At 71.8% G+C, this 17,688-nt stretch carries 16 protein-coding genes; 5 read left to right on the forward strand and 11 right to left on the reverse strand.

Going from position 1 to position 17,688, the window contains the following annotated elements:
• Positions 1–99: 99 nt before the first annotated feature.
• Positions 100–1,491 carry a CBM96 family carbohydrate-binding protein gene (locus ABTZ99_RS30350; protein WP_499616063.1) on the reverse strand — a complete coding sequence of 464 codons (1,392 nt, stop codon included), beginning with the start codon at positions 1,489–1,491 and terminating at the stop codon, positions 100–102.
• 167 nt (positions 1,492–1,658) lie between these two features.
• Complete coding sequence (locus ABTZ99_RS30355) at positions 1,659–2,519, reverse strand: LysR family transcriptional regulator ArgP (RefSeq protein ID WP_499616156.1); 861 nt, start codon at positions 2,517–2,519, stop codon at positions 1,659–1,661.
• A 69-nt stretch (positions 2,520–2,588) separates the two neighbouring features.
• Between ABTZ99_RS30355 and ABTZ99_RS30360 the strand changes: the two genes are divergently transcribed.
• Positions 2,589–3,182 (forward strand): LysE/ArgO family amino acid transporter, encoded by a 594-nt coding sequence (locus ABTZ99_RS30360; protein WP_499616066.1) that lies wholly within the window; start codon positions 2,589–2,591, stop codon positions 3,180–3,182.
• Position 3,183: 1 nt separating this feature from the next.
• Here the strand turns inward: ABTZ99_RS30360 and ABTZ99_RS30365 are convergent, their stop codons facing one another.
• The 4 genes from ABTZ99_RS30365 to ABTZ99_RS30380 all read right to left on the reverse strand — a co-directional run bounded on the left by ABTZ99_RS30365 (position 3,184) and on the right by ABTZ99_RS30380 (position 5,779).
• On the reverse strand, positions 3,184–3,801 hold the full coding sequence (locus ABTZ99_RS30365; RefSeq protein ID WP_499616069.1) for a nucleotidyl cyclase domain-containing protein: 618 nt from the start codon (positions 3,799–3,801) through the stop codon (positions 3,184–3,186).
• A complete protein-coding gene (locus tag ABTZ99_RS30370; protein ID WP_498785368.1) occupies positions 3,798–4,316 on the reverse strand; it encodes a hypothetical protein in 519 nt (172 codons plus the stop codon). The genes ABTZ99_RS30365 and ABTZ99_RS30370 overlap by 4 nt, the downstream gene beginning before the upstream one ends.
• A complete protein-coding gene (locus ABTZ99_RS30375; RefSeq protein WP_498785370.1) occupies positions 4,313–4,627 on the reverse strand; it encodes a PadR family transcriptional regulator in 315 nt (104 codons plus the stop codon). Before ABTZ99_RS30375 ends, ABTZ99_RS30370 begins: the two co-directional genes overlap by 4 nt.
• Before the next feature lie 78 nt (positions 4,628–4,705).
• Positions 4,706–5,779, reverse strand: a complete 1,074-nt coding sequence (locus ABTZ99_RS30380; protein ID WP_499616072.1) for an epoxide hydrolase family protein — start codon at positions 5,777–5,779, stop codon at positions 4,706–4,708.
• Positions 5,780–5,873: 94 nt separating this feature from the next.
• Between ABTZ99_RS30380 and ABTZ99_RS30385 the strand changes: the two genes are divergently transcribed.
• Positions 5,874–6,263, forward strand: coding sequence for an MmcQ/YjbR family DNA-binding protein (locus ABTZ99_RS30385; RefSeq protein WP_498785374.1), 390 nt, complete (start codon positions 5,874–5,876; stop codon positions 6,261–6,263).
• Positions 6,264–6,649: 386 nt separating this feature from the next.
• On the opposite strand, the gene ABTZ99_RS30390 is transcribed toward ABTZ99_RS30385, so the two are convergent.
• From ABTZ99_RS30390 to ABTZ99_RS30405, 4 genes are all read right to left on the reverse strand, one after another.
• Positions 6,650–7,840 (reverse strand): hypothetical protein, encoded by a 1,191-nt coding sequence (locus tag ABTZ99_RS30390; RefSeq protein WP_499616074.1) that lies wholly within the window; start codon positions 7,838–7,840, stop codon positions 6,650–6,652.
• Between the two features lie 29 nt (positions 7,841–7,869).
• Positions 7,870–9,381: an alkaline phosphatase D family protein gene (locus ABTZ99_RS30395; RefSeq protein ID WP_498785378.1), complete on the reverse strand. Its 1,512-nt coding sequence runs from the start codon at positions 9,379–9,381 to the stop codon at positions 7,870–7,872.
• Between the two features lie 404 nt (positions 9,382–9,785).
• Entirely contained in the window at positions 9,786–10,886 is a 1,101-nt protein-coding gene (gene galK / locus ABTZ99_RS30400; RefSeq protein ID WP_499616076.1) for a galactokinase, read from the reverse strand.
• On the reverse strand, positions 10,883–11,884 hold the full coding sequence (locus ABTZ99_RS30405; RefSeq protein ID WP_498785382.1) for a LacI family DNA-binding transcriptional regulator: 1,002 nt from the start codon (positions 11,882–11,884) through the stop codon (positions 10,883–10,885). Before ABTZ99_RS30405 ends, galK begins: the two co-directional genes overlap by 4 nt.
• Before the next feature lie 262 nt (positions 11,885–12,146).
• Between ABTZ99_RS30405 and ABTZ99_RS30410 the strand changes: the two genes are divergently transcribed.
• Both ABTZ99_RS30410 and ABTZ99_RS30415 read left to right on the forward strand, forming a co-directional pair.
• Positions 12,147–14,882 carry an AbfB domain-containing protein gene (locus ABTZ99_RS30410; RefSeq protein ID WP_499616080.1) on the forward strand — a complete coding sequence of 912 codons (2,736 nt, stop codon included), beginning with the start codon at positions 12,147–12,149 and terminating at the stop codon, positions 14,880–14,882.
• A 70-nt stretch (positions 14,883–14,952) separates the two neighbouring features.
• The gene (locus ABTZ99_RS30415) at positions 14,953–15,249 is read left to right on the forward strand and encodes a hypothetical protein (RefSeq protein WP_499616083.1); all 297 of its coding nucleotides are present in this window, start codon (positions 14,953–14,955) and stop codon (positions 15,247–15,249) included.
• Here ABTZ99_RS30415 and ABTZ99_RS30420 read toward each other — a convergent pair.
• Positions 15,189–15,767 (reverse strand): hypothetical protein, encoded by a 579-nt coding sequence (locus ABTZ99_RS30420; RefSeq protein WP_499616086.1) that lies wholly within the window; start codon positions 15,765–15,767, stop codon positions 15,189–15,191. The genes ABTZ99_RS30415 and ABTZ99_RS30420 overlap by 61 nt on opposite strands.
• Before the next feature lie 755 nt (positions 15,768–16,522).
• On the opposite strand from ABTZ99_RS30420, the gene ABTZ99_RS30425 reads away from it, so the two are divergent.
• Complete coding sequence (locus ABTZ99_RS30425) at positions 16,523–17,644, forward strand: sensor histidine kinase (RefSeq protein ID WP_499616089.1); 1,122 nt, start codon at positions 16,523–16,525, stop codon at positions 17,642–17,644.
• Positions 17,645–17,688: the final 44 nt, after the last annotated feature.

Consider the following 17,688-nt stretch of genomic DNA (forward strand, 5'->3'; position numbering starts at 1 on the left):
CCTTGGGGGGGGTTTGGGTGCACTGGAACCGGGCCCCCCTCGGGCCGGCCTGGCGCCGCGCCGGGTGGGGGGACGACCGGGCGCGGCGGTCGGTGGGGGTCAGTGGCAGGCGGTGGTGCCGCTGTCGGTGAACGTCTGGCCCGCCACGGGCACGAACTGCCAGTCGAAGCCGCCGCTGCGCAGGGTCAGCTTCAGCACGCCGTACGCGGTGCTGTTGCGGACCTCGCTGTTGGGTCGGATGGTGCCGAAGCCGTAGTGGCTCGCGCCGCCCATACCCGCGACGAACGTGCGGATGCCGCGGGCGGTGTCGAGGCCGCCGCTGGGGTTCTGCGGCGCGAACCGCTCGTACTGGTGGTTGTGGCCGAACAGCACCAGGTCGGCGTTGTGGTCGTACAGCGCCTGGAACAGCGGGCGCGTCGCCGTGGACGGGGCGTGGTTGGCGCCGGAGGTGAACAGCGGGTGGTGCCAGTACGCCGCCGTGCACGGCTTGGTGCTCGCGGCCAGGTCGGCGCGCAGCCACTGCTCCTGCGCGGAGCCCGCGGCCATGCCGATGTTGGAGTTCAGCGACACGACGTGCCAGTTGCCGAGGTCGTAGGAGTAGTAGCCGCGCCCGGACGGTCCGGCCAGCGCGCCGAAGTAGTCGTAGTAGCCGGTCGCGCCGCTGGTGCCGTAGTCGTGGTTGCCGGGGGAGGGACGGGTGCGGGCCTTGTGCCTGCCCCAGGTGGGCTCGTAGTAGTTCGCGAACTCCGAGGCGGTGCCGCTGTTGTAGACGTTGTCGCCGGTGGTGAAGACGGTGCCGGGGATGGCGTCGAGCAGCGCGGCGGTGGCGGTGTCGCCGGATCCGGAGTTCGAGATGTCGCCCACGCCGACCAGCACGGGGTCGCCGCCGGGAGGGGGAGTGGTGGTCGTGGTGGCGCCGGTGGTGATCACGAGTTGCGGCGCGGTGGCGCCGGTCTCGCGCGAGTCGTAGTCGGCGCCGTCGGTGCTGGTGGAGGTGACGCCGAAGCTGAACGTGCCGTTGGCCCGCACGTGCGCGGTGACGTCGACCTCGTACCAGGCGTTGCGGGCGACGGAGCCGAGCGAGTCGAGGGTGGCGCCGTCGATGGCGGGCTGGTTGTTCCAGGTCACGCCGGTTTCGGACCAGGTGGTGTCGGTCATGGCGCGGACCGTGCCGCCGGCCGGGCTGGTGGCGCCCGAGACGTCGTCGGTGTGCAGGCGCAGCTTGGCGCTGCCGACCGTGCCGGAGACGCCGGAGACGGTGAACTTCAGGAACACCCGCTTGACCGGCGAGCCGTCCACGCCGAGTTGGCCGGAGGTGCCGTGGTTGGTGCCGGTGGCGGAGCCGTCGACGTGGGTGTCGGCGGTGGGGGTGAACGTCGACGCGGCGGCCGAGGCGGCCGGCACGTGCCCGGAGGAGGCGATGGCGGTGAGGGTGGCGGCGGTGACGACGCCGGCGGCGAGCAGCGCCAGGGGAGCTCTGCGTCCTGACATGCGAAACCCTTCGTCCTGGGAACGACGGCAGTGAGGGCTTCGCAGACAGTAGGGACGTGCGGACACTGCGTGGTGATGGTCGGGCGGCCTGCCGGTGAACGGCCGGCGAACCGCTCACACGTACATCACCGGTGGTTCCACCCGGCCTGCTCGGGGAGCGACGGCCGTCAGTGCAGCTCTGCCACCGCGGCGCGGAACACGGCGTCGGCGACGCGGGCCAGCGGCGGCGAGTCGAGCTTCCACTGCTGCCAGTGCAGCAGCACGTCCACGGGCTTGTCGGGGGCCAGGTGCACGAGCCTGCGGTGCGCGGCGATCTGGTGCTCGGTCAGCAGCGCCCACCCCGCGCCCGCGACCACGGCGTCCTCGAACACGTGCCCGTCGGGCAGGTGGTGGCGGCGCGCGGAGGCGTTGTGGCCGGAGAGCTCGCGGCAGAACCGGTCCTGCAGGTCGTCCTTCTCGTCGAACACGATCACCGGCGCGTCGTGCAGCGGCTGCCCGTCGGCGAGCCAGCGGCGGGTGAACCGCTTGGTGGCCACGGCGTGGTAGCGGATGCTCCCGAGTGGACGGACGACGCACCCCTGCACCGGCTGGGGCGACGACGTGACCGCGCCCACGACGAGGCCCTGGCGCAGCAGTTCGGCGGTGTGGTCCTGGTCGTCGCGCCGCACCGCGAGCACCAAGCCCTCGTCGGTGGCCAGTTCCCTGACCACCCGGCGGAACCAGGTGCCGAGCGAGTCGGCGTTGACCGCGACCGGGATCGGCGTCGGGTCCTCGACCAGGCCGAGCGCCTCGCGCGCGTCGCGGTCCAGCAACGCCTGCTGCCGCCCGTACCGGGCGATCACGGCCCCGGAGTCGGTGAGCCGCGCGGGCTTGGACCGCACCAGCAGCACGCGGCCAGTGCGCTGTTCGAGCAGCTTGATCCGCTGGCTCACGGCCGACGGCGTGACGTGCAGAGCTTTGGCGGCGGCGTCGAACGTGCCCTCGTCCACGACGGCCAGCAGGGTGCGCACGCACTCCGGATCGAGCATCACGACTGCTGATGATACTTAAGAAAAGATAGCTGGCCTTATCGACCTCCGCTTCCTACCGTCGCTGTCGTGACCTACGCGCTGCTCGCCGGGCTCGGCACCGGCCTGTCCCTCATCGTCGTGATCGGCGCGCAGAACGCCTTGGTGCTGCGCCAAGGCGTTCTGCGCCGGCAGGTCCCCGCGATCGTCGCCATCTGCGCGGGCTCGGACGCGCTGCTGATCGCGCTCGGCGTCGGCGGTGTCGGCGCGGTGCTCACGTCGTGGCCGGCGGCGTTGACGGTGGTGCGGTGGGTCGGCGCGGCGTTCCTGATCGGCTACGGCGTGCTGGCCGCGCGGCGGGTGCTGCGGCCGTCGGCGTTGGAGCTCGACGGTTCGGCGAAGGCGGGCGCCGCGGTGATCGTCACCTGCGTGGCGCTGACCTGGCTCAACCCGCACGTGTACCTGGACACCGTGCTGCTGCTGGGCACCGCCTCGACCGGGTTCGGCGGCGACCGGTGGTGGTTCGCGGCGGGCGCGATCGCGGGCAGCGTGCTGTGGTTCAGCGCGCTCGGGTTCGGTGCGCGCTGGCTGTCCGGCGCCTTCACCCGACCCTCCGCGTGGCGGGTCCTGGACGGCGCGGTCGCCGTGGTGGTCACGGCGACCGGCGTCTCCCTCGTCCTCTAGCTCAGAGCCGGGTCGTGACCCAGGCCCGCTCCCGGACCTCCTTCAGCGCGACCTCGACCGAGCTGTAGGAAGCCGGGTTGACGCGGCGGTAGCCGTGGCGCACCACGCCCTGGTGGATCACCTCCGACACCACGAGCACCGCGTGGTCCACCAGCCGTTCCCGCACCGGCGCGCTGTCGACCAACCGGCAGGTCTTGTTGAGGTCGGTCCCGACCCAGCCGTGCGGGTCGCGGTGCACCTCGCCCGCGTGCAGGCCGACCCGGACCCGGACGCGCAGCTCCGGCGCGACGCCCTGGTTGTGCTGCCGCAGCGTCCCCACCATCCGCGGGATGACCGGGTCGAGGAGGTCCAACTTGGACACGAACGCCGGGACCAGGACCATCATCCCGTCACCGCGGTCCTGCACGGCCAGGTCGGACCACCTGACCCCGGCGGCGCGGAACCCGGTGCGCACGGCGTGGGTGAGCGCGTGCCGCGCCTCGATCTGCGCGGGATCGCGCCACCGCCCGAAGCCCGCGATGTCCACCACCAGGATGGACCGGTGCTCGGGGCCGGGCGCGTGCCGCACGGGCCGCAGCCGCCGCAGCGCCCACGTCACCACGTCCGGCGCGATGCTCATGGCCGTGCCGACTTCGTCGCCCGCGCGTCGAGCAGCGCGCGCCGCAACAGCAGCGACCGGCTGACGAGCCCGAGCGCGTGCGGGACCCTCTGGTGGCGCGGCAGGTCGGCGAGCTCGGCGCGGAACTCCTCGCCGTACCGGGCCTGGTGGTGCGCCGGCAGCACCGCGATCGCCACCGCGACCACCTTGCCCGCCGACCCGGACTCGACCGGGGTCCGCTCGACCTCCTCCAGCCCGACCCGGATCGACCGCGCGCTGTCCAACAGCGGGCCGAAGCTGACGGTGGCCCGGAAGTTCACCTCCACCGCCGACTCCAGCGCCCGCACCCGTTCGTAGACCTCGAACAGCCGCACGTCGTCGAACACCCGGCCCCGCTCGATCGCCCGGCGCAGCTCCAACGCCAGGTCGTGCGCCAGCTTGCGGTCGAGGATGCGGTCGAGCTTGCCGTCCAACGCGGTCTCCAGCTCACGCGCGAGCGCGCTGATGTGCGCGAGCCGTCGCCGCCGCCTGGTCACGTCCCACCTGCCGCGTGCGGTCGCAGCAGGCCGAGCCGGGAGACCGGGGTCCTGGCCCGCGCCAGGGCCGCCTGGACCTGGGCGATGCTGTCCGGGTCCAGCCGGTAGTACCGACGCCGGGGACGCCCGCGTTCCCTCGGGTCGACGTCCTCCCACCGGCTGCTGACCCACCCGCACTGCTCCAGGCGGGCCAGGATGGGGTGGACCGTGCCGCTCGGCAGGCCCGCGACCTGGCAGATCTCCAGCCCGTACCGCGCCGTCGCGGGATCTTCCATCAGGACGCCCAGCACGAGCTGTGCGGGCAACGTCATCCTGGGGCCTCGCCGTGAACCGACCATGGTCTAACTCTACCTAGGGGGTGAGGTCGGACAAGTCCCCCGTTCGGGGGTTTACGCGCGGCCCGCGAAGAACTCCCCGATGTCCCCGGCCAACAGCTCGGGCACCTCCATCGCCGCGAAGTGCCCACCCCGGTCGAACTCGCTCCAGTGCTCCACCTGGTAGCTCAGCTCCGCCAACGGCCGCACCGACAGCACGATGTCGTGCGCGAACACGGCCACGCCCAACGGCGCGGGACAGGCGTTCGACACGATCCCGGTCTCCTTCGCCAACCGCGCCGACGACCCCGCCGTCCCGGTGAGCCAGTACAGCATCACGTTGGTCAGCACCCGGTCCAGGTCGATCTTCGAGGCCGGGTCCACCCACTCGGCGAACTTCTCCGCGATCCACGCCAACTGCCCGACCGGCGAGTCCGTCAACGCGTAGGACACCGTCTGCGGCCGCGTCGCGTGCAGCACCTGGTACCCCGGTCGACTGCGCATCATCGCCTTGATCCGCTCCAACCGTCGACCGTCCTCTCCGGACAGCTCGACCCCCTCGACCGGCGGCGTGGGCAGGTAGTTCACGTGCACCGCCACCACGTTCCCGGGCGCGGCGCCCGCCATCGCCCGCGCGATCCCGGACCCCCAATCACCACCGTGCGTGCCGTACCGCCGGTACCCGAGCCGACTCATCACCTCCGCGAACGCCCGCGCCACCCGGTGGACGTCCCACCCGCGCGACGTCGTCGGCCCGGACAACCCGAAGCCGGGGATCGACGGGATGACGAGGTGGAAGTCCCGCGACAGCGGCTCGATCACGTCCAGGAACTCCAGCACCGACCCCGGCCAGCCGTGGACCAGCACCAACGGCAACGCGTCGGCCTTCGCCGACCGGACGTGCAAGAAGTGCACCCGCTGGCCGTCGACCTCGGTCGTGAACTGCGGCAACGCGTTCAACTCCGCCTCGTGCCGCCGCCAGTCGTACCCGTTCGCCCAGCGATCCGCCAACGCGCGAACCTCCGCCAGGGGGAACCCGTACTCGAACCCGGCCTCCGGCAGCTCCTCGGGCCACCGCGTCCGCGCCAACCGATCGGCCAAGTCGTCCAACTGCGCCTGCGGCACGTCCAGGACAAAGGGCTTGATCATCACCACTCCGTTGGTCTCACCAATGTTGGTGACACCAACGCTACCTCAACTCGTTGGCCAGGCCAACAACAATCCCGCGGTCTATCGTGAGCACATGGCCACCTGGGATGACGTGCGGCGCATCGCCATGGCGCTGCCCGAGGTAACCGAACGCCCGTCCTACGACCAACGCCCGGCCTGGCGGGTAAAGGACAAGGCCTTCGCCTGGGACCGCCCGCTGCGCAAGGGCGACCTGGCCGCCCTCGGCCCCACCGCACCGGACGGCCCGGTCCTCGCCGCGAGCGTGCCCGACCTGGGCGCGAAAGAAGCCCTGCTCGCCGACGACCCGGCCGTCTACTTCACCACCCCGCACTTCGACGGCTACTCCGCCATCCTGGTCCGACTGACCGAGATCGCCCCCGACGAACTGACCGAACTCCTCACCGAAGCCTGGCTGTCCCGCGCCCCAAAACGCCTCGCCAAGCAATACGAATCCGACCACTAACCCCACCCCACCTCTCACCCACCCCCACCCGACCGCGCCCTCACCCACCCCGCCCCCACCCGCACACCGTCCACTTACACGCCCATCCCCCAAAGGAAGGGCTTCGTGTCATCCCGCCGACCTGGCTCCGCCCTACCGCGCGTGTCAAGGGGGCACCTTCCACCCACCAGGAACGATGGGCTGGAACCGCCCCCTTGACGCGTGTGGTAGCCCGTAGGGAGGTCGGTGGGATGACACGAAACCCGCACCACAACGGACCCGCCGCCGAACCACCCACCGGCCCGTCATCCTGCTGATCTGCCCGTCCGGCGAGGACCAGTTCCTACCTCACCGGCTTCTACCTCACCGGCTCCTACCTCCCAGCTCTTACCTCACCAGCTCTTACCTCACCAGGTGCTGTTCACCAACCCAGTCCCCAAATACACCTGGTCGAACCCGTTCCCGTCGTTGTCATCGGTGTACACGACCGTGATCTGCCCCCAGGCGTCCACTCCGACCGCCGGCTCCTCCTGCCTGCCCGTCGCCGTGGACACCGTCACCTGGCGCGGCAGCCGGCCCGCGACCGTCCCATCCGGGTTGAGGCCCTGCGTCACCACGTCCTGCGCCTCGACCGACGACACCACGACGTTCAACTGGTCGTCGATGCCGATCTGCGGGTCCACGCCCGCCAGCACCGCGTCCGCCGCCGTCCGCGCCGCACCGCCCGCGGCGAACGAGCGCACGCCCACCTGCGCCGTACCCGTGTGGTCGGTCTCCCAGGCCACCGTGTGGTCGCCGTTGAAGTTCGCCGCCACGACGGGCCGTCGTTGTTGGCCGTCGCCGCTCGCGTTGGCGGCGCCCTGGGCGAGCTTCACCCCGCCCGACGGGGTCAGGATCTTGCGGCCGATGTTGTAGAAGCCGTTGCCGTCGCCGTCCTCGTCCCACACCACGATGGCGTTGCCCGCCGCGCCCATGGCCACGTCCGGCCGCTGGTGCGTGCCGCCCGCGGCGTGCACCTGCGCCTCGTAGGTCTTCGACGTCACGGACGCGAACCCGGCCACCCGCACCGTCGCGTTGGTGGAGGTCTGCTTGTCCTCCCACGCCACGGCGAAACCGGTGCCGTCGGGATCGGCGGCCACGGCCGGGTTGAGCTGCTGCCCGTCGGTGTTGGCGTTGGCGCGCGCCGACCCGGTCACGGTGCCGCTGGTGTTCAGCACCCGCACCTGGATGTTGTAGTAGCCGTTGCCCTCGCCGTCGTCGGCCCACACGACGACCGCGGTGCCGTTGTCGTGCACCGCGACGTCCGGCTGGACGTGCCGCCAGTTGCCCGTGCCGCTGGTGGACAGCTTCTTCTCGTACCGGGACACGCCGTCCTTGAACAGGCGGATCCACACGTCGCTGTGCACGGGGTCGGTGGGCGTGGCGTCGTCGCGGTCGTCCTCCCACACCACGGCGGTCCAGCCGTTGCGCACCGCGGCCACGGCGGCGTTGTCCTGGTCGCCGGTGGCGGTGCTGTTCGCCGGGATCCACGCGACCGCCGCGGACGCCGTCCCGGCGCCCAGCAGCATGAGCGCCGCGATCGTCGGCGCTCCGATCATCCGTGCGACATTTCGCTGGCTGAGCTTCTTCATGGCGCCTGCAATCCCGGGTTGCCTGCCTGGACGACGTAGCTCTGCAAGGTCCGGACCGGGTAGTCGCGCACGGTGACCCGGTCCACGAAGCGGAAGTCGACGTTCAGCTGGGTCGGTGTGGTGACGGTGCGGACGTAGCCGCGCAGGTTCTTGTAGAACTTCACGTGCGGGTTGAGGCTGGACAGGCCCGTGTCGGTGGCGTTGCCGTCGCCGCTGGACGTGATCGACGTGGTCACCAGCTCGGTGCCGACGACCCGGTCCTGCGTGGCGTAGTTGTTCATCAGGTTGGCGGCCCACGACCGGTGCACGTCACCGGTCAGCACGACGGTGTTGCGCAGGCCCGCCGCGTCCCAACCGCGCTGCAGGCGGCCGCGGTTGGCGCTGTAGCCGTCCCACGAGTCCATCGACTTCGCGCCGTCGGCCGAGGCCAGCTTCTGCGCGAAGAACACCTGCTGGCCGAGGAAGTCCCAGGTGCCGAGCTTCTGCCGCATGCCGTCGAGCAGCCACGTCTCCTGCGTGGTGCCGAGCAGCGTGCGCGCCGGGTCGTCGGCCTCCGCGCACACCTTCGTGCCGTCGCCGCACGCCTGGTCGTCGCGGTACTGGCGGGTGTCGAGCATGTGGAACGTGGCCAGGCTGCCCCACCGGACCCGGCGGTACAGCTGCATGTTCTCCGCGACCGGGGCCTGCGCGGCGCGCAGCGGCATGTGCTCGTAGTACGCCTTGTACGCCGCCGCCCGGCGCACCTTGAAGTCACCGGCGGGGGAGGTGTTGGCGCGCACCAGGTCCGCGTAGTTGTTCTCCACCTCGTGGTCGTCCCAGACGACCAGCCACGGCGCGGCGGCGTGCGCGGCCTGGAGGTCGACGTCCGTCTTGTACTGCGCGTGCCGGACCCGGTAGTCCGCCAGGCCCGCGATCTCCACGCCGGGCGCGAACTTGCGCACCTTCGTGGTCGTGGCCGCGCCCTCGTAGATGTAGTCGCCCAGGTGCAGGATGAGGTCCGGGTTCTCCTCGGCCATCCGCCGGTAGGCGGTGAAGTAGCCCTCCTCGTAGTGCGAGCAGGAGGCGAACAGCATGGTCAGCGACGGGCTCGTGCCGACCGCGGGCGCGGTGACGCCGCGGCCGACGGGTGAGATGTGCCCGGCGGCGCGGAACCGGTAGAAGTACTCGCGGCCGGGCTGCAGGCCGGACACCTCGACGTGCACGCTGTGCGCCCACGACTGCGTCGCGGTCGCCGTGCCGCTGCGCGCGATCTGGGTGAACCGCTGGTCCGTCGCGACCTGCCACTCCACCGCGACCGAGGCGCTGCCCATGCCCCCGAGGCCGTCGGCGTTGAGCGGGCTGGGCGCGAGGCGCGTCCAGATGACGAAGCCGTCCGCGACGGGCTCACCGGAGGCGACGCCCAACGTGAACGGGTAGGAGATGGCGTTCGCGGTGGTGGGGGCGAGGACCGTCACGCCGGCGCTCGCGATGCCGCCGGCGATGAGCGTTCGTCGGGTCAGTGGGGACACAGCTCTCCTTCGGTGCAGGGCCGGGAAGAACGCGTTCCGGTACTGCGTACACGGCGAAGGTGATCAGTGGCCATCCCCGACGTGTACGCCCGGTGGAGGGGCCGAAGCGTCCTTTGGTCAGCGCGAAGGGGCCGATGGCACGACAGTGCAGGTTAACGGGTGTCCAACTAGCAGCTGTATTGGTTACCGAAGAACCTCCCGAATACCTGCGATCCCAGCCGATCGAGAATTCCCATGAACCCGACCCGCTCACACCGCCGCTCGGCTCACACCGCCGCTCGGCTCACACCGCCGCTCGGCTCACACCGCCGCTCGGCTCACGCCACCCGCACCGGGTCCGCTCCGCTCACGCCACCCGCACCGGGTCCGCTCCGCTCACACCACCCGCACCGGGTCCGCTCCGCTCACACCACCCGCACCGGGTCCGCCCGACGCGCACCCGCCGCCGCCACCGCCGTCCAGCACTCCGGCTTCGCGAACCCACGCCCGGCGAACGCTTCGAGCACCGCCGTCGTGCACGCCTGCGCCGCCGCCTCCTCCACCAGCGCGATCACACAACCACCGAACCCGCCACCGGTCATCCGCGCCCCCAGCGCGCCCGCCGCCACCAACGCCTCCACCGCGACGTCCAGCTCCGGCACCGTCACCTCGTAGTCGTCGCGCAACGACGCGTGCGACTCCGTCAGCAACGGCCCGATCTCGCGGATCCGGTCGGCGCGCAGCAGGTCCGCCACCCGCGCCACCCGCGCGTTCTCCGCCACCACGTGCCGCACCCGCCGGGCGAGCCGCTCCGGCAAGTCCTGCTCCGCACCGTCCAGGTCCCGCAGCGCGGGCACGCCGAGCAGCTCCGCCGCCCGGTGGCAGTCCCGCCGCCGCGCCGCGTACTCGCCGTCCACCAGCCGGTGCGGCGCCTTCGTGTCCACCACCAGCAGCGTGAGCCCGACCGGGGCGAGGTCGAACGGGATGTGCTCGGTCTCCATCGAGCGCGTGTCGAGCAGCAACGCGTGCCGCTCCCGCGCCAGCAGGGACGCCGACTGGTCCATGATCCCGCACGGCATGCCGACGAACTCGTTCTCCGCCCGCTGCGCGATCCGCGCCAACGACCGCCGGTCCAGCGACACGCCGGACAGCTCGGTCACCGCCAACGCGGTCGCGCTCTCCAACGCCGCCGACGACGACAACCCCGCCCCCAACGGCACCTGGCCGTCCACGAGCAGACCGAATCCACCGATCGGGTGACCCTCCTCGCGCAACGCCCAGACCACGCCCGCCACGTAGGCCGCCCACCCGGTCACCGCACCCGGCACGAGGTCGACCACGCGGACCTCGGTCACGCCCGAAGCCTGCCGCGACGACACCCGCAGCACGCTGTCGTCCCGCCGGGCCGCCGTGATCCGCACGACGTGCGGCAACGCGATCGGCAGCACGAAACCGTCGTTGTAGTCGGTGTGCTCGCCGATCAGGTTGATCCGACCCGGTGCCTCGAAGACCCCGTCCCGCGTCATGCGCCACCCCTCGTGCTCTCCCGGACCTCCAACGAGAACGGCGTCCGCACGTGCTCCGGCGGCCGTCCCGGGTCGTCGACGCGCCGTCGCAGCAGGTCGACCGCCGCCCGCGCGATCGCGGCCTTGTCCGGCGCGACCGTGGTCAGCGTCGGCAGGCTGTACGTGCCTTCCTCGGTGTTGTCGAACCCGACCACCGCGAGGTCGGCGGGCACCCGCACGCCGCGTTCGGCCGCGGCGCGCACCGCGCCCACCGCGAGCAGGTCGTTGAAGCAGAACACCGCGTCCGGCGGCTCGTCGGCGGCGAGCAGGCGCGCCATCGCCTCCGCGCCGTCGCGCCGGTGGTAGTTCAACGCGGTCGCGACCAGGTCGTCGCGCACCGGCAGCCCGGCGTCGCCGAGGGCCTTGCGGTAGCCCTCCAGGCGTTGCGCCGCCGTGCCGCGGTGGGGGTGCGCGCCGATCGCCGCGATCCGGGTGCGGCCCAGGCCCACCAGGTGCGCCACCGCCACCCGGGCCGCTTCCACGTTGTCGATGCCGACGTGGTCGATCGGCAGGTCCACCGAGTGCTCGCCGAGCATCACCACCGGTATGCCGGGCGCCAGCTCGCCGAAGTCGCGCGCCTCCAGCGCCTCCGGGCTCACGATCGCGCCGTCGATCATGTGCGGGCCGAGCGAGGCCAACGTGTCCCGTTCACCCTCGCGGGTGCCCAGGGTCTGCTCGATCAGGACGTTCCACTCCTGCTCCTGCGCCGCGCCGAGCACCAGGCCGGCCAGCTCCGCGAAGTACGGCACCACCAGTTCCGGGAGCACCAGGGCGAGGAAACCCGTTCGGCCGCGGCGCAGGTTGCGCGCGCCGATGTTGGGCCGGTAGCCGGTGGCGGTGAGCGCCTCCTCGACCCGGCGGCGGTTCTCCGGTTTCACGAACGCGTAGCCGTTGACCACGTTCGACACCGTCTTCACCGACACGCCGGCCAGCGCGGCGACGTCTTTGAGCGTGGCCAAGCGGTGCCTCCGGTGCTCTCGGGTCGGGCCTTCAGCAGGGATTCTCGGGAACGACCGGGATCGTAGCCGGCCGGTCGGCCGCTTTACAACGTTGTATCGACGAGGTAAGAACTGCAAGTGACCCAGGTCACCAACTCCTGCCTGCAGTCGCACCACCCGCTCGCTGCACCACCTCACCGCACAGCACCCACCCGCAGCACCCGGCACCACCTCACCGCACAGCACCCACGTCACCAGCACCCTGCCGATCGTGGAGCCACCCATGCGCAAGCTGTCGTCCGGCCTGACCGGACTGCTGGCCCTCAGCACCCTCCTCAGCACCTTCCTCGTCGCCCTGCCCGGCACCGCCACCGCGGCGGTCTGGCAGCCCAAACCGGCGCCGCTCACCACCCCGTGGACCGGGCAGGTGTCGCCGACCAACGCGCTGCCCGAGTACCCGCGCCCGCAGCTGGTCCGCTCCGACTGGCTCAACCTCAACGGCGTGTGGGAGTTCGCCGGCGCGCCGAACCTGTCCTCGCCGCCGTTCGGCCGCACGCTCGCCGAGGGCGTCCTGGTGCCCTACCCGATCGAGTCCGCGCTGTCGGGCATCAAGCGGCACGAGGACCACATGTTCTACCGCCGCGCGTTCACCACGCCGACCGGGTGGAACGGCCGCCGCGTGAAGCTGAACTTCGGCGCGGTCACCTGGGAGACCCGCGTCTGGGTCAACGGCGTCAGCGTCGGCACCCACACCGGCGGGTTCGACGCGTTCTCGTTCGACATCACCTCCGCGCTGCGTGCGGGCTCGAACGAGGTGATCGTCGGCGTGCGGTCCACGATCGACGGCAGCCAGTACCCGATCGGCAAGCAGCGGCGCGACCCCAGCGGCATCTTCTACACCGCGGCGTCCGGCATCTGGCAGACGGTGTGGCTGGAGCCGGTCGCGGCCAACCACATCACGCGCCTGGACACCACGCCCGACGTGCCGGCGGGCGTGCTCGACCTGGTCGTGCAGGGCACGGCCGGCCAGCCGGTGCGCGCCGAGGTCCTCTCCGGCGGGCAGGTCGTCGGCACGGCGAGCGGCACCGTGGGCGGTCACCTGCGCGTGCCCGTGCCGAACGCGAGGCTCTGGTCGCCGGACGACCCGTTCCTCTACGACCTGCGGGTCACCTTGGGCAGCGACGTCGTCACCGGGTACTTCGGCATGCGGTCGCTGGGCAAGGCGATGGTCGGCGGCGTGATGCGGCCGCTGCTCAACGGCAAGTTCGTGTTCCAGCTCGGCACCCTCGACCAGGGCTACTGGCCCGACGGCATCTACACCGCGCCCACCGACGCCGCCCTGCGGTTCGACCTGGAGCGGCAGAAGGCGCTCGGCTTCAACATGGTGCGCAAGCACATCAAGGTCGAACCCGCCCGCTGGTTCTACCACGCCGACCGGCTCGGCCTGATGGTGTGGCAGGACATGCCGTCGCTGGACGCCGTCGACGAGGTGCCCAACGGGCGCACCCACTTCGAGTCCGAGCTGCGGCGGATCGTCGACCAGCTCAAGGGCATCACGTCGATCGTGCAGTGGGTGCCGTTCAACGAGGGCTGGGGCGAGTACGACGCCGGCCGGATCGTGAACCTGGTCCGGTCGATCGACAACACCCGGCTGATCAACCACAACTCCGGCTCCAACTGCTGCGTCTCCGACCCCGACCCGGGCAACGGCGACGTCATCGACGACCACGCCTACCAGATGTCCGGCGCCACCCGGCTGCCCGACGCCAACCGGGTCGCCGTGCTCGGCGAGTTCGGCGGCCTCGGTCGGCGGGTCGTCGGCCACGAGTGGCAGCCGGGCGCCGGGTTCGCCTACGGCGAGCTGTTCCCGGACGAGGCGTCGTTGACCGGGCGGTACGTGGAGATCACCAAGGAGGTCGGGCGCTTCGTGCACACGCGCGGGCTGTCGGCATCCGTCTACACCGAGCCGTACGACGTGGAGAACGAGGTCAACGGCTTCTACACCTACGACCGCCAGGTGCTGAAGATGACCGAGGCGCGGGTGCGCGAGGTCAACCAGCGGGTGCTCGCGCTGGCCAACGGCACCGAGGTCGGGCGCGGCGAGGTGATCTCGTTGCGGGTGACCACGTCCGGCTACACCGACCGGCACCTGCGGCACCGGGACGCGCTCGCGCGCACCGACGTGATCTCCGACGACACCGGTCGGCTGGACGCGACGTTCTGGGCCAGGCCTGGGTTGTCGGACGCGGCGTGCCTGTCGTTCGAGTCGCGCAACTTCCCGGGGCGGTTCCTGCGGCACTCCGCGTCCCGGGTGCGGTCGGACGCCAACGACGGGTCGGCGGCGTTCGCCGGGGACGCCACGTTCTGCGCGCGGGCCGGGGCGGGCGGCACGGTGCTGGAGTCGCGCAACCTGCCCGGCCAGTTCATCCGCCACTACCAGGAGGGCGTGTACCTGGCGCGGTCCGGCGGGACGAACCCGTGGGACAGCGCGACGAGCTTCACGGCCGACACCACGTGGGCGGCGGTCGTGCCGCTGTGGCGCAGCGGTGCGGACCTCCCGCTGGACCAGGCGCGGTCGTTCCGGGTGACGACGGCCGGCTTCACGGACCGGTACCTGCGGCACCAGGACGGCGTGGTGCGCACCGACGTGGTGAACGCGGGCAGTTCGGCGTTGCTGAAGGGTGACGCGACCTTCGTCGTGCGGCGTGGTCTGTCGGAGCCGTCGTGCTACTCGTTCGAGTCGCGCAACTTCCCGGGGCAGTACCTGCGGCACGCGTCGTTCCGGGTGAGGTTGGGCGCGTCGGACGGGAGCGACCTGTTCCGGCGGGACGCGACGTTCTGCGCCCAGCCCGGGGTCGGCGGCGTGCGGTTGGCGTCGGTGAACGAGTTGGGCGCGAGCGTGCGGCACTACGCGGAGGAGGTGTGGGTGGCGGTGAACGGCGGTGCTCACGCGTACGACAACCCGACGTCTTATGACGCGGACGTGAGCTGGGCCGTGACCGCGCCTTGGGCTCCGTAGCCCTTGGTCCTTTGTGGTCTTTGGTGGTCCTTTGTGGACCCGCGCGGTGGTGCTGCTACCGTGCGGGTCCATGAAGGGGTTCGCCGTGCTCGGCATGGTGCTGCTGTGCGTCCTCGCGCCGATCGCCATCGTGTACGGGTTGATGGCGTTCACCCCGACGGGTAGTTGCGACTACTCCGTGTCGGGTGTGTGTTCGTACGGGCGGGTGCCGATGATCGTGGCCGCGGGCGGCACCGCGCTGGTGTGGGCGGTGTCGGCGGTGCTGACGTGGGCGGGCACCCGCGGCCGGCCTCGGGTGTACGTGCCCTACGCGGCGCTCGCGGTGATCGTGCTGCTGCTGGTCGTGGCCGGGCGGTTGGCGGGGTAGACCGAGCGGGCGAGCCAGACGAGCGCGCCGCCGACGACGACGTGCAGGGCGCTGGTGAGCAGCGAGTCTGGCAGGCGGGTGGCGAAGGTGAAGACGGGTACGGCGATGGCGTAGGTCCACGCCGGGACGGACGGGTGGGCGCGGCTCTTGATCATGCTGATCGCGAAGGTGATCGTGCCGAGGGCGAAGACCAGGGCGCTGGCGGTGAGGACCGCGGTGGTGGGTGCGGCGAGCGTCGGCTGGTCGAGGTGGAACAGGACGATGTTCACCGCGTAGGCCGCCGCGCCGAACAGGCCGAGGCCCACGATGTTCGTCGCGTAGCCGGCCGTGCCCAGGGTGGTGCGGGGTTGTTTGAGGTAGAGGGCCGTGAGGAGCGGCGCGGCCAGGGCGGGGGAGACGCCGAGCACCAGGCTGGTGGCGGTCGTCTCCCCGACAAACCCCTCGACCGCTCCCGGTAGGGCGATGAAGAGGCCTGAGAGCGTGCCGCAGAGGGCGCCGAATCGCAGCAGGAACGTCATGGGTGGGGACGGTATTCGCGCAGGTCGGGGCCCCGGGAGTGCCGAGCGGCCAGTGCCGGGGTGCCGATCGGCACGTGCCGCCGACTTCCACGATCGGGTGATCTGCAAAAAAGGGATCAATCAAAACGCCGTTTCCAATGCCCCCGAACGTCGGTTGAACAAAGAGGCCGCCCTCAACCACCGCCCCTGCCTCCGACCACCACCCACCCCCGACCCCGGCTCCGACCGCCGCCCCGCCTCCGACCGCCGCCCCGCCCCGGCCCCGACGCAGTCCCGCCCCCGCCCCCCCGACACAGCCTCGACCCGCCCCCGACACAGCCACGGCCTGGCCTCTGACACAGCCACGGCCTGGCCTCTGACCCGACCACCGCCCGCCCTCGCCCCGTCCTCAGCGGCCAACGATCCCCGTCCCCCGACCCGGCCGCCGATCACCTGCCCCCGATCACCGGCCCTCGGTCCCCGATCGCTGGCCGCTGGCCCGGCACCGGCCTCCGGCCCAGGCCGTCCGCCGTCCTGGCACCCGGCCTCTCCCGCCGACCCGGCTCCGGGCGCCCGACCGGCTCCCGACCCGGCACCGGCTCCGGCACGCGGAAACCTTGCTCTGGCACCTGAGCACCCGGCTCCGGCACCCGGTGCCCGGTGTCCGGCAACCGGCTCCCGACTCCCGGCCATCGGTCCCGGCCGCCAGCACTCCGGGCCTTCGGTGGCAGGCGCGCGATCCGAGGTGTGCGACGTAGCCTGCGGGGGTGCGTCCTGTGTCGTGGTTATCGCCGCTGCTGTGCGGCGTGGTGATGGTGGCTGGTGGCTATGCGGGGCTCGCTGGGCTCGGGGAGACGCGGTGGCTGCCGTTCGTCGGCGGGCTCGTCGCGCTCGTGCTGGTCGACGTGTTCGGTTCGCGGTTCGCGGCGCTCGGGTCGCGGCGCGCGGCCGTTGGGGCGCGGCACTTGGCGGGCGGGGTGCAGCGTGCGGCGGGCGGGGTGCGGTATTCGGTGGTCGGGTTGCGGCGGTTGGTGGGTGGGGCGCGGGGGCGGGCGGCGGTTGTGCTGGTGGTGCAGGCGGGGTTGGTGGTGGTGATCGCGTTCGCCGACGGGTCGGGTATGGCGCGGGTGTTGTTCTTGTTGTTGCCGTTCGGCGCGTACTTCGCGTTCGGGCGGGTGGTGGCGGTTGGGGTTGGGGTGGGTACGGCGGTTTTCCTGGTGGTCGCGTTCCAGCTCACCGCGCCGGGGTGGACGCGGTCGGTCGAGCACGTGTCCGACCTGTTGATGTTCGGGATCGGGCTGGTGCTGGCGTTGGCCATGGCCGAGTTGTCGGCCGCCGCGGAGCGGAATCGGGTGGCGCGGGACGTGCACGACGGGATTGGGCACCACCTGACCGCGGTGTCGGTGTTGCTGGAGAAGGCGTCGGCCTTCCGGGACCGGGACGCGGCGGTGGCGGATCAGGCGATCGAGGACGCGCGGGAGTCGGCGAGGCGGGCGTTGGAGGACGTGCGCACGTCCGTCCGGGCTATGCGGGAGCCCTTCCGGTTGGCTGAGTCGCTGACGCGCCTGGCCGGTGGGCTGGGCGTGTCCGTCGCCTGCACGGGTGACGAGTCCCGTTACGCGCCCCGCACCCTGCTGGCGCTCTACCGGGCCGCGCAGGAGGGGATCACCAACGCGATGCGCCACGCCGCCGGCTCGGACGTCACCGTGACCGTCCACTGCGGACCCCGGCAGGCACGGCTGGTGGTGGCCGATGACGGGCCCGGGTTCTCGGTGGAACGGGAAGACTTCGGCCTGCGCGGGGTGCGCGAGCGGATCGGGTTGGTCGGTGGGTCGGTCGAGGTGGACGGTGGTTCGGGCACCCGGCTCACGGTGGTCGTGCCCAGGGGGGCGGTGTGAGAGGCCGGGATGGTGTGGGCGACAGGGATGATGTGAGCGACAGG

The organism is Actinosynnema sp. NPDC002837, from assembly GCF_040295345.1.
Classification (GTDB): Bacteria; Actinomycetota; Actinomycetes; order Mycobacteriales; family Pseudonocardiaceae; genus Actinosynnema.

Bases quoted from the DNA above. Each gene is read 5' to 3' on its own strand.
- ABTZ99_RS30385 (WP_498785374.1), top strand. From the start codon at position 5,874: ATGGCCACCTGGGATGACGTGCGGCGCATCGCCATGGCGCTGCCCGAG.
- ABTZ99_RS30365 (WP_499616069.1), bottom strand. From the start codon at position 3,801: ATGAGCATCGCGCCGGACGTGGTGACGTGGGCGCTGCGGCGGCTGCGG.
- ABTZ99_RS30420 (WP_499616086.1), bottom strand. From the start codon at position 15,767: ATGACGTTCCTGCTGCGATTCGGCGCCCTCTGCGGCACGCTCTCAGGC.
- ABTZ99_RS30355 (WP_499616156.1), bottom strand. From the start codon at position 2,519: ATGCTCGATCCGGAGTGCGTGCGCACCCTGCTGGCCGTCGTGGACGAG.
- ABTZ99_RS30350 (WP_499616063.1), bottom strand. From the start codon at position 1,491: ATGTCAGGACGCAGAGCTCCCCTGGCGCTGCTCGCCGCCGGCGTCGTC.
- ABTZ99_RS30390 (WP_499616074.1), bottom strand. From the start codon at position 7,840: ATGATCGGAGCGCCGACGATCGCGGCGCTCATGCTGCTGGGCGCCGGG.
- galK (WP_499616076.1), bottom strand. From the start codon at position 10,886: ATGACGCGGGACGGGGTCTTCGAGGCACCGGGTCGGATCAACCTGATC.
- ABTZ99_RS30380 (WP_499616072.1), bottom strand. From the start codon at position 5,779: ATGATCAAGCCCTTTGTCCTGGACGTGCCGCAGGCGCAGTTGGACGAC.
- ABTZ99_RS30410 (WP_499616080.1), top strand. From the start codon at position 12,147: ATGCGCAAGCTGTCGTCCGGCCTGACCGGACTGCTGGCCCTCAGCACC.
- ABTZ99_RS30415 (WP_499616083.1), top strand. From the start codon at position 14,953: ATGAAGGGGTTCGCCGTGCTCGGCATGGTGCTGCTGTGCGTCCTCGCG.
- ABTZ99_RS30375 (WP_498785370.1), bottom strand. From the start codon at position 4,627: ATGACGTTGCCCGCACAGCTCGTGCTGGGCGTCCTGATGGAAGATCCC.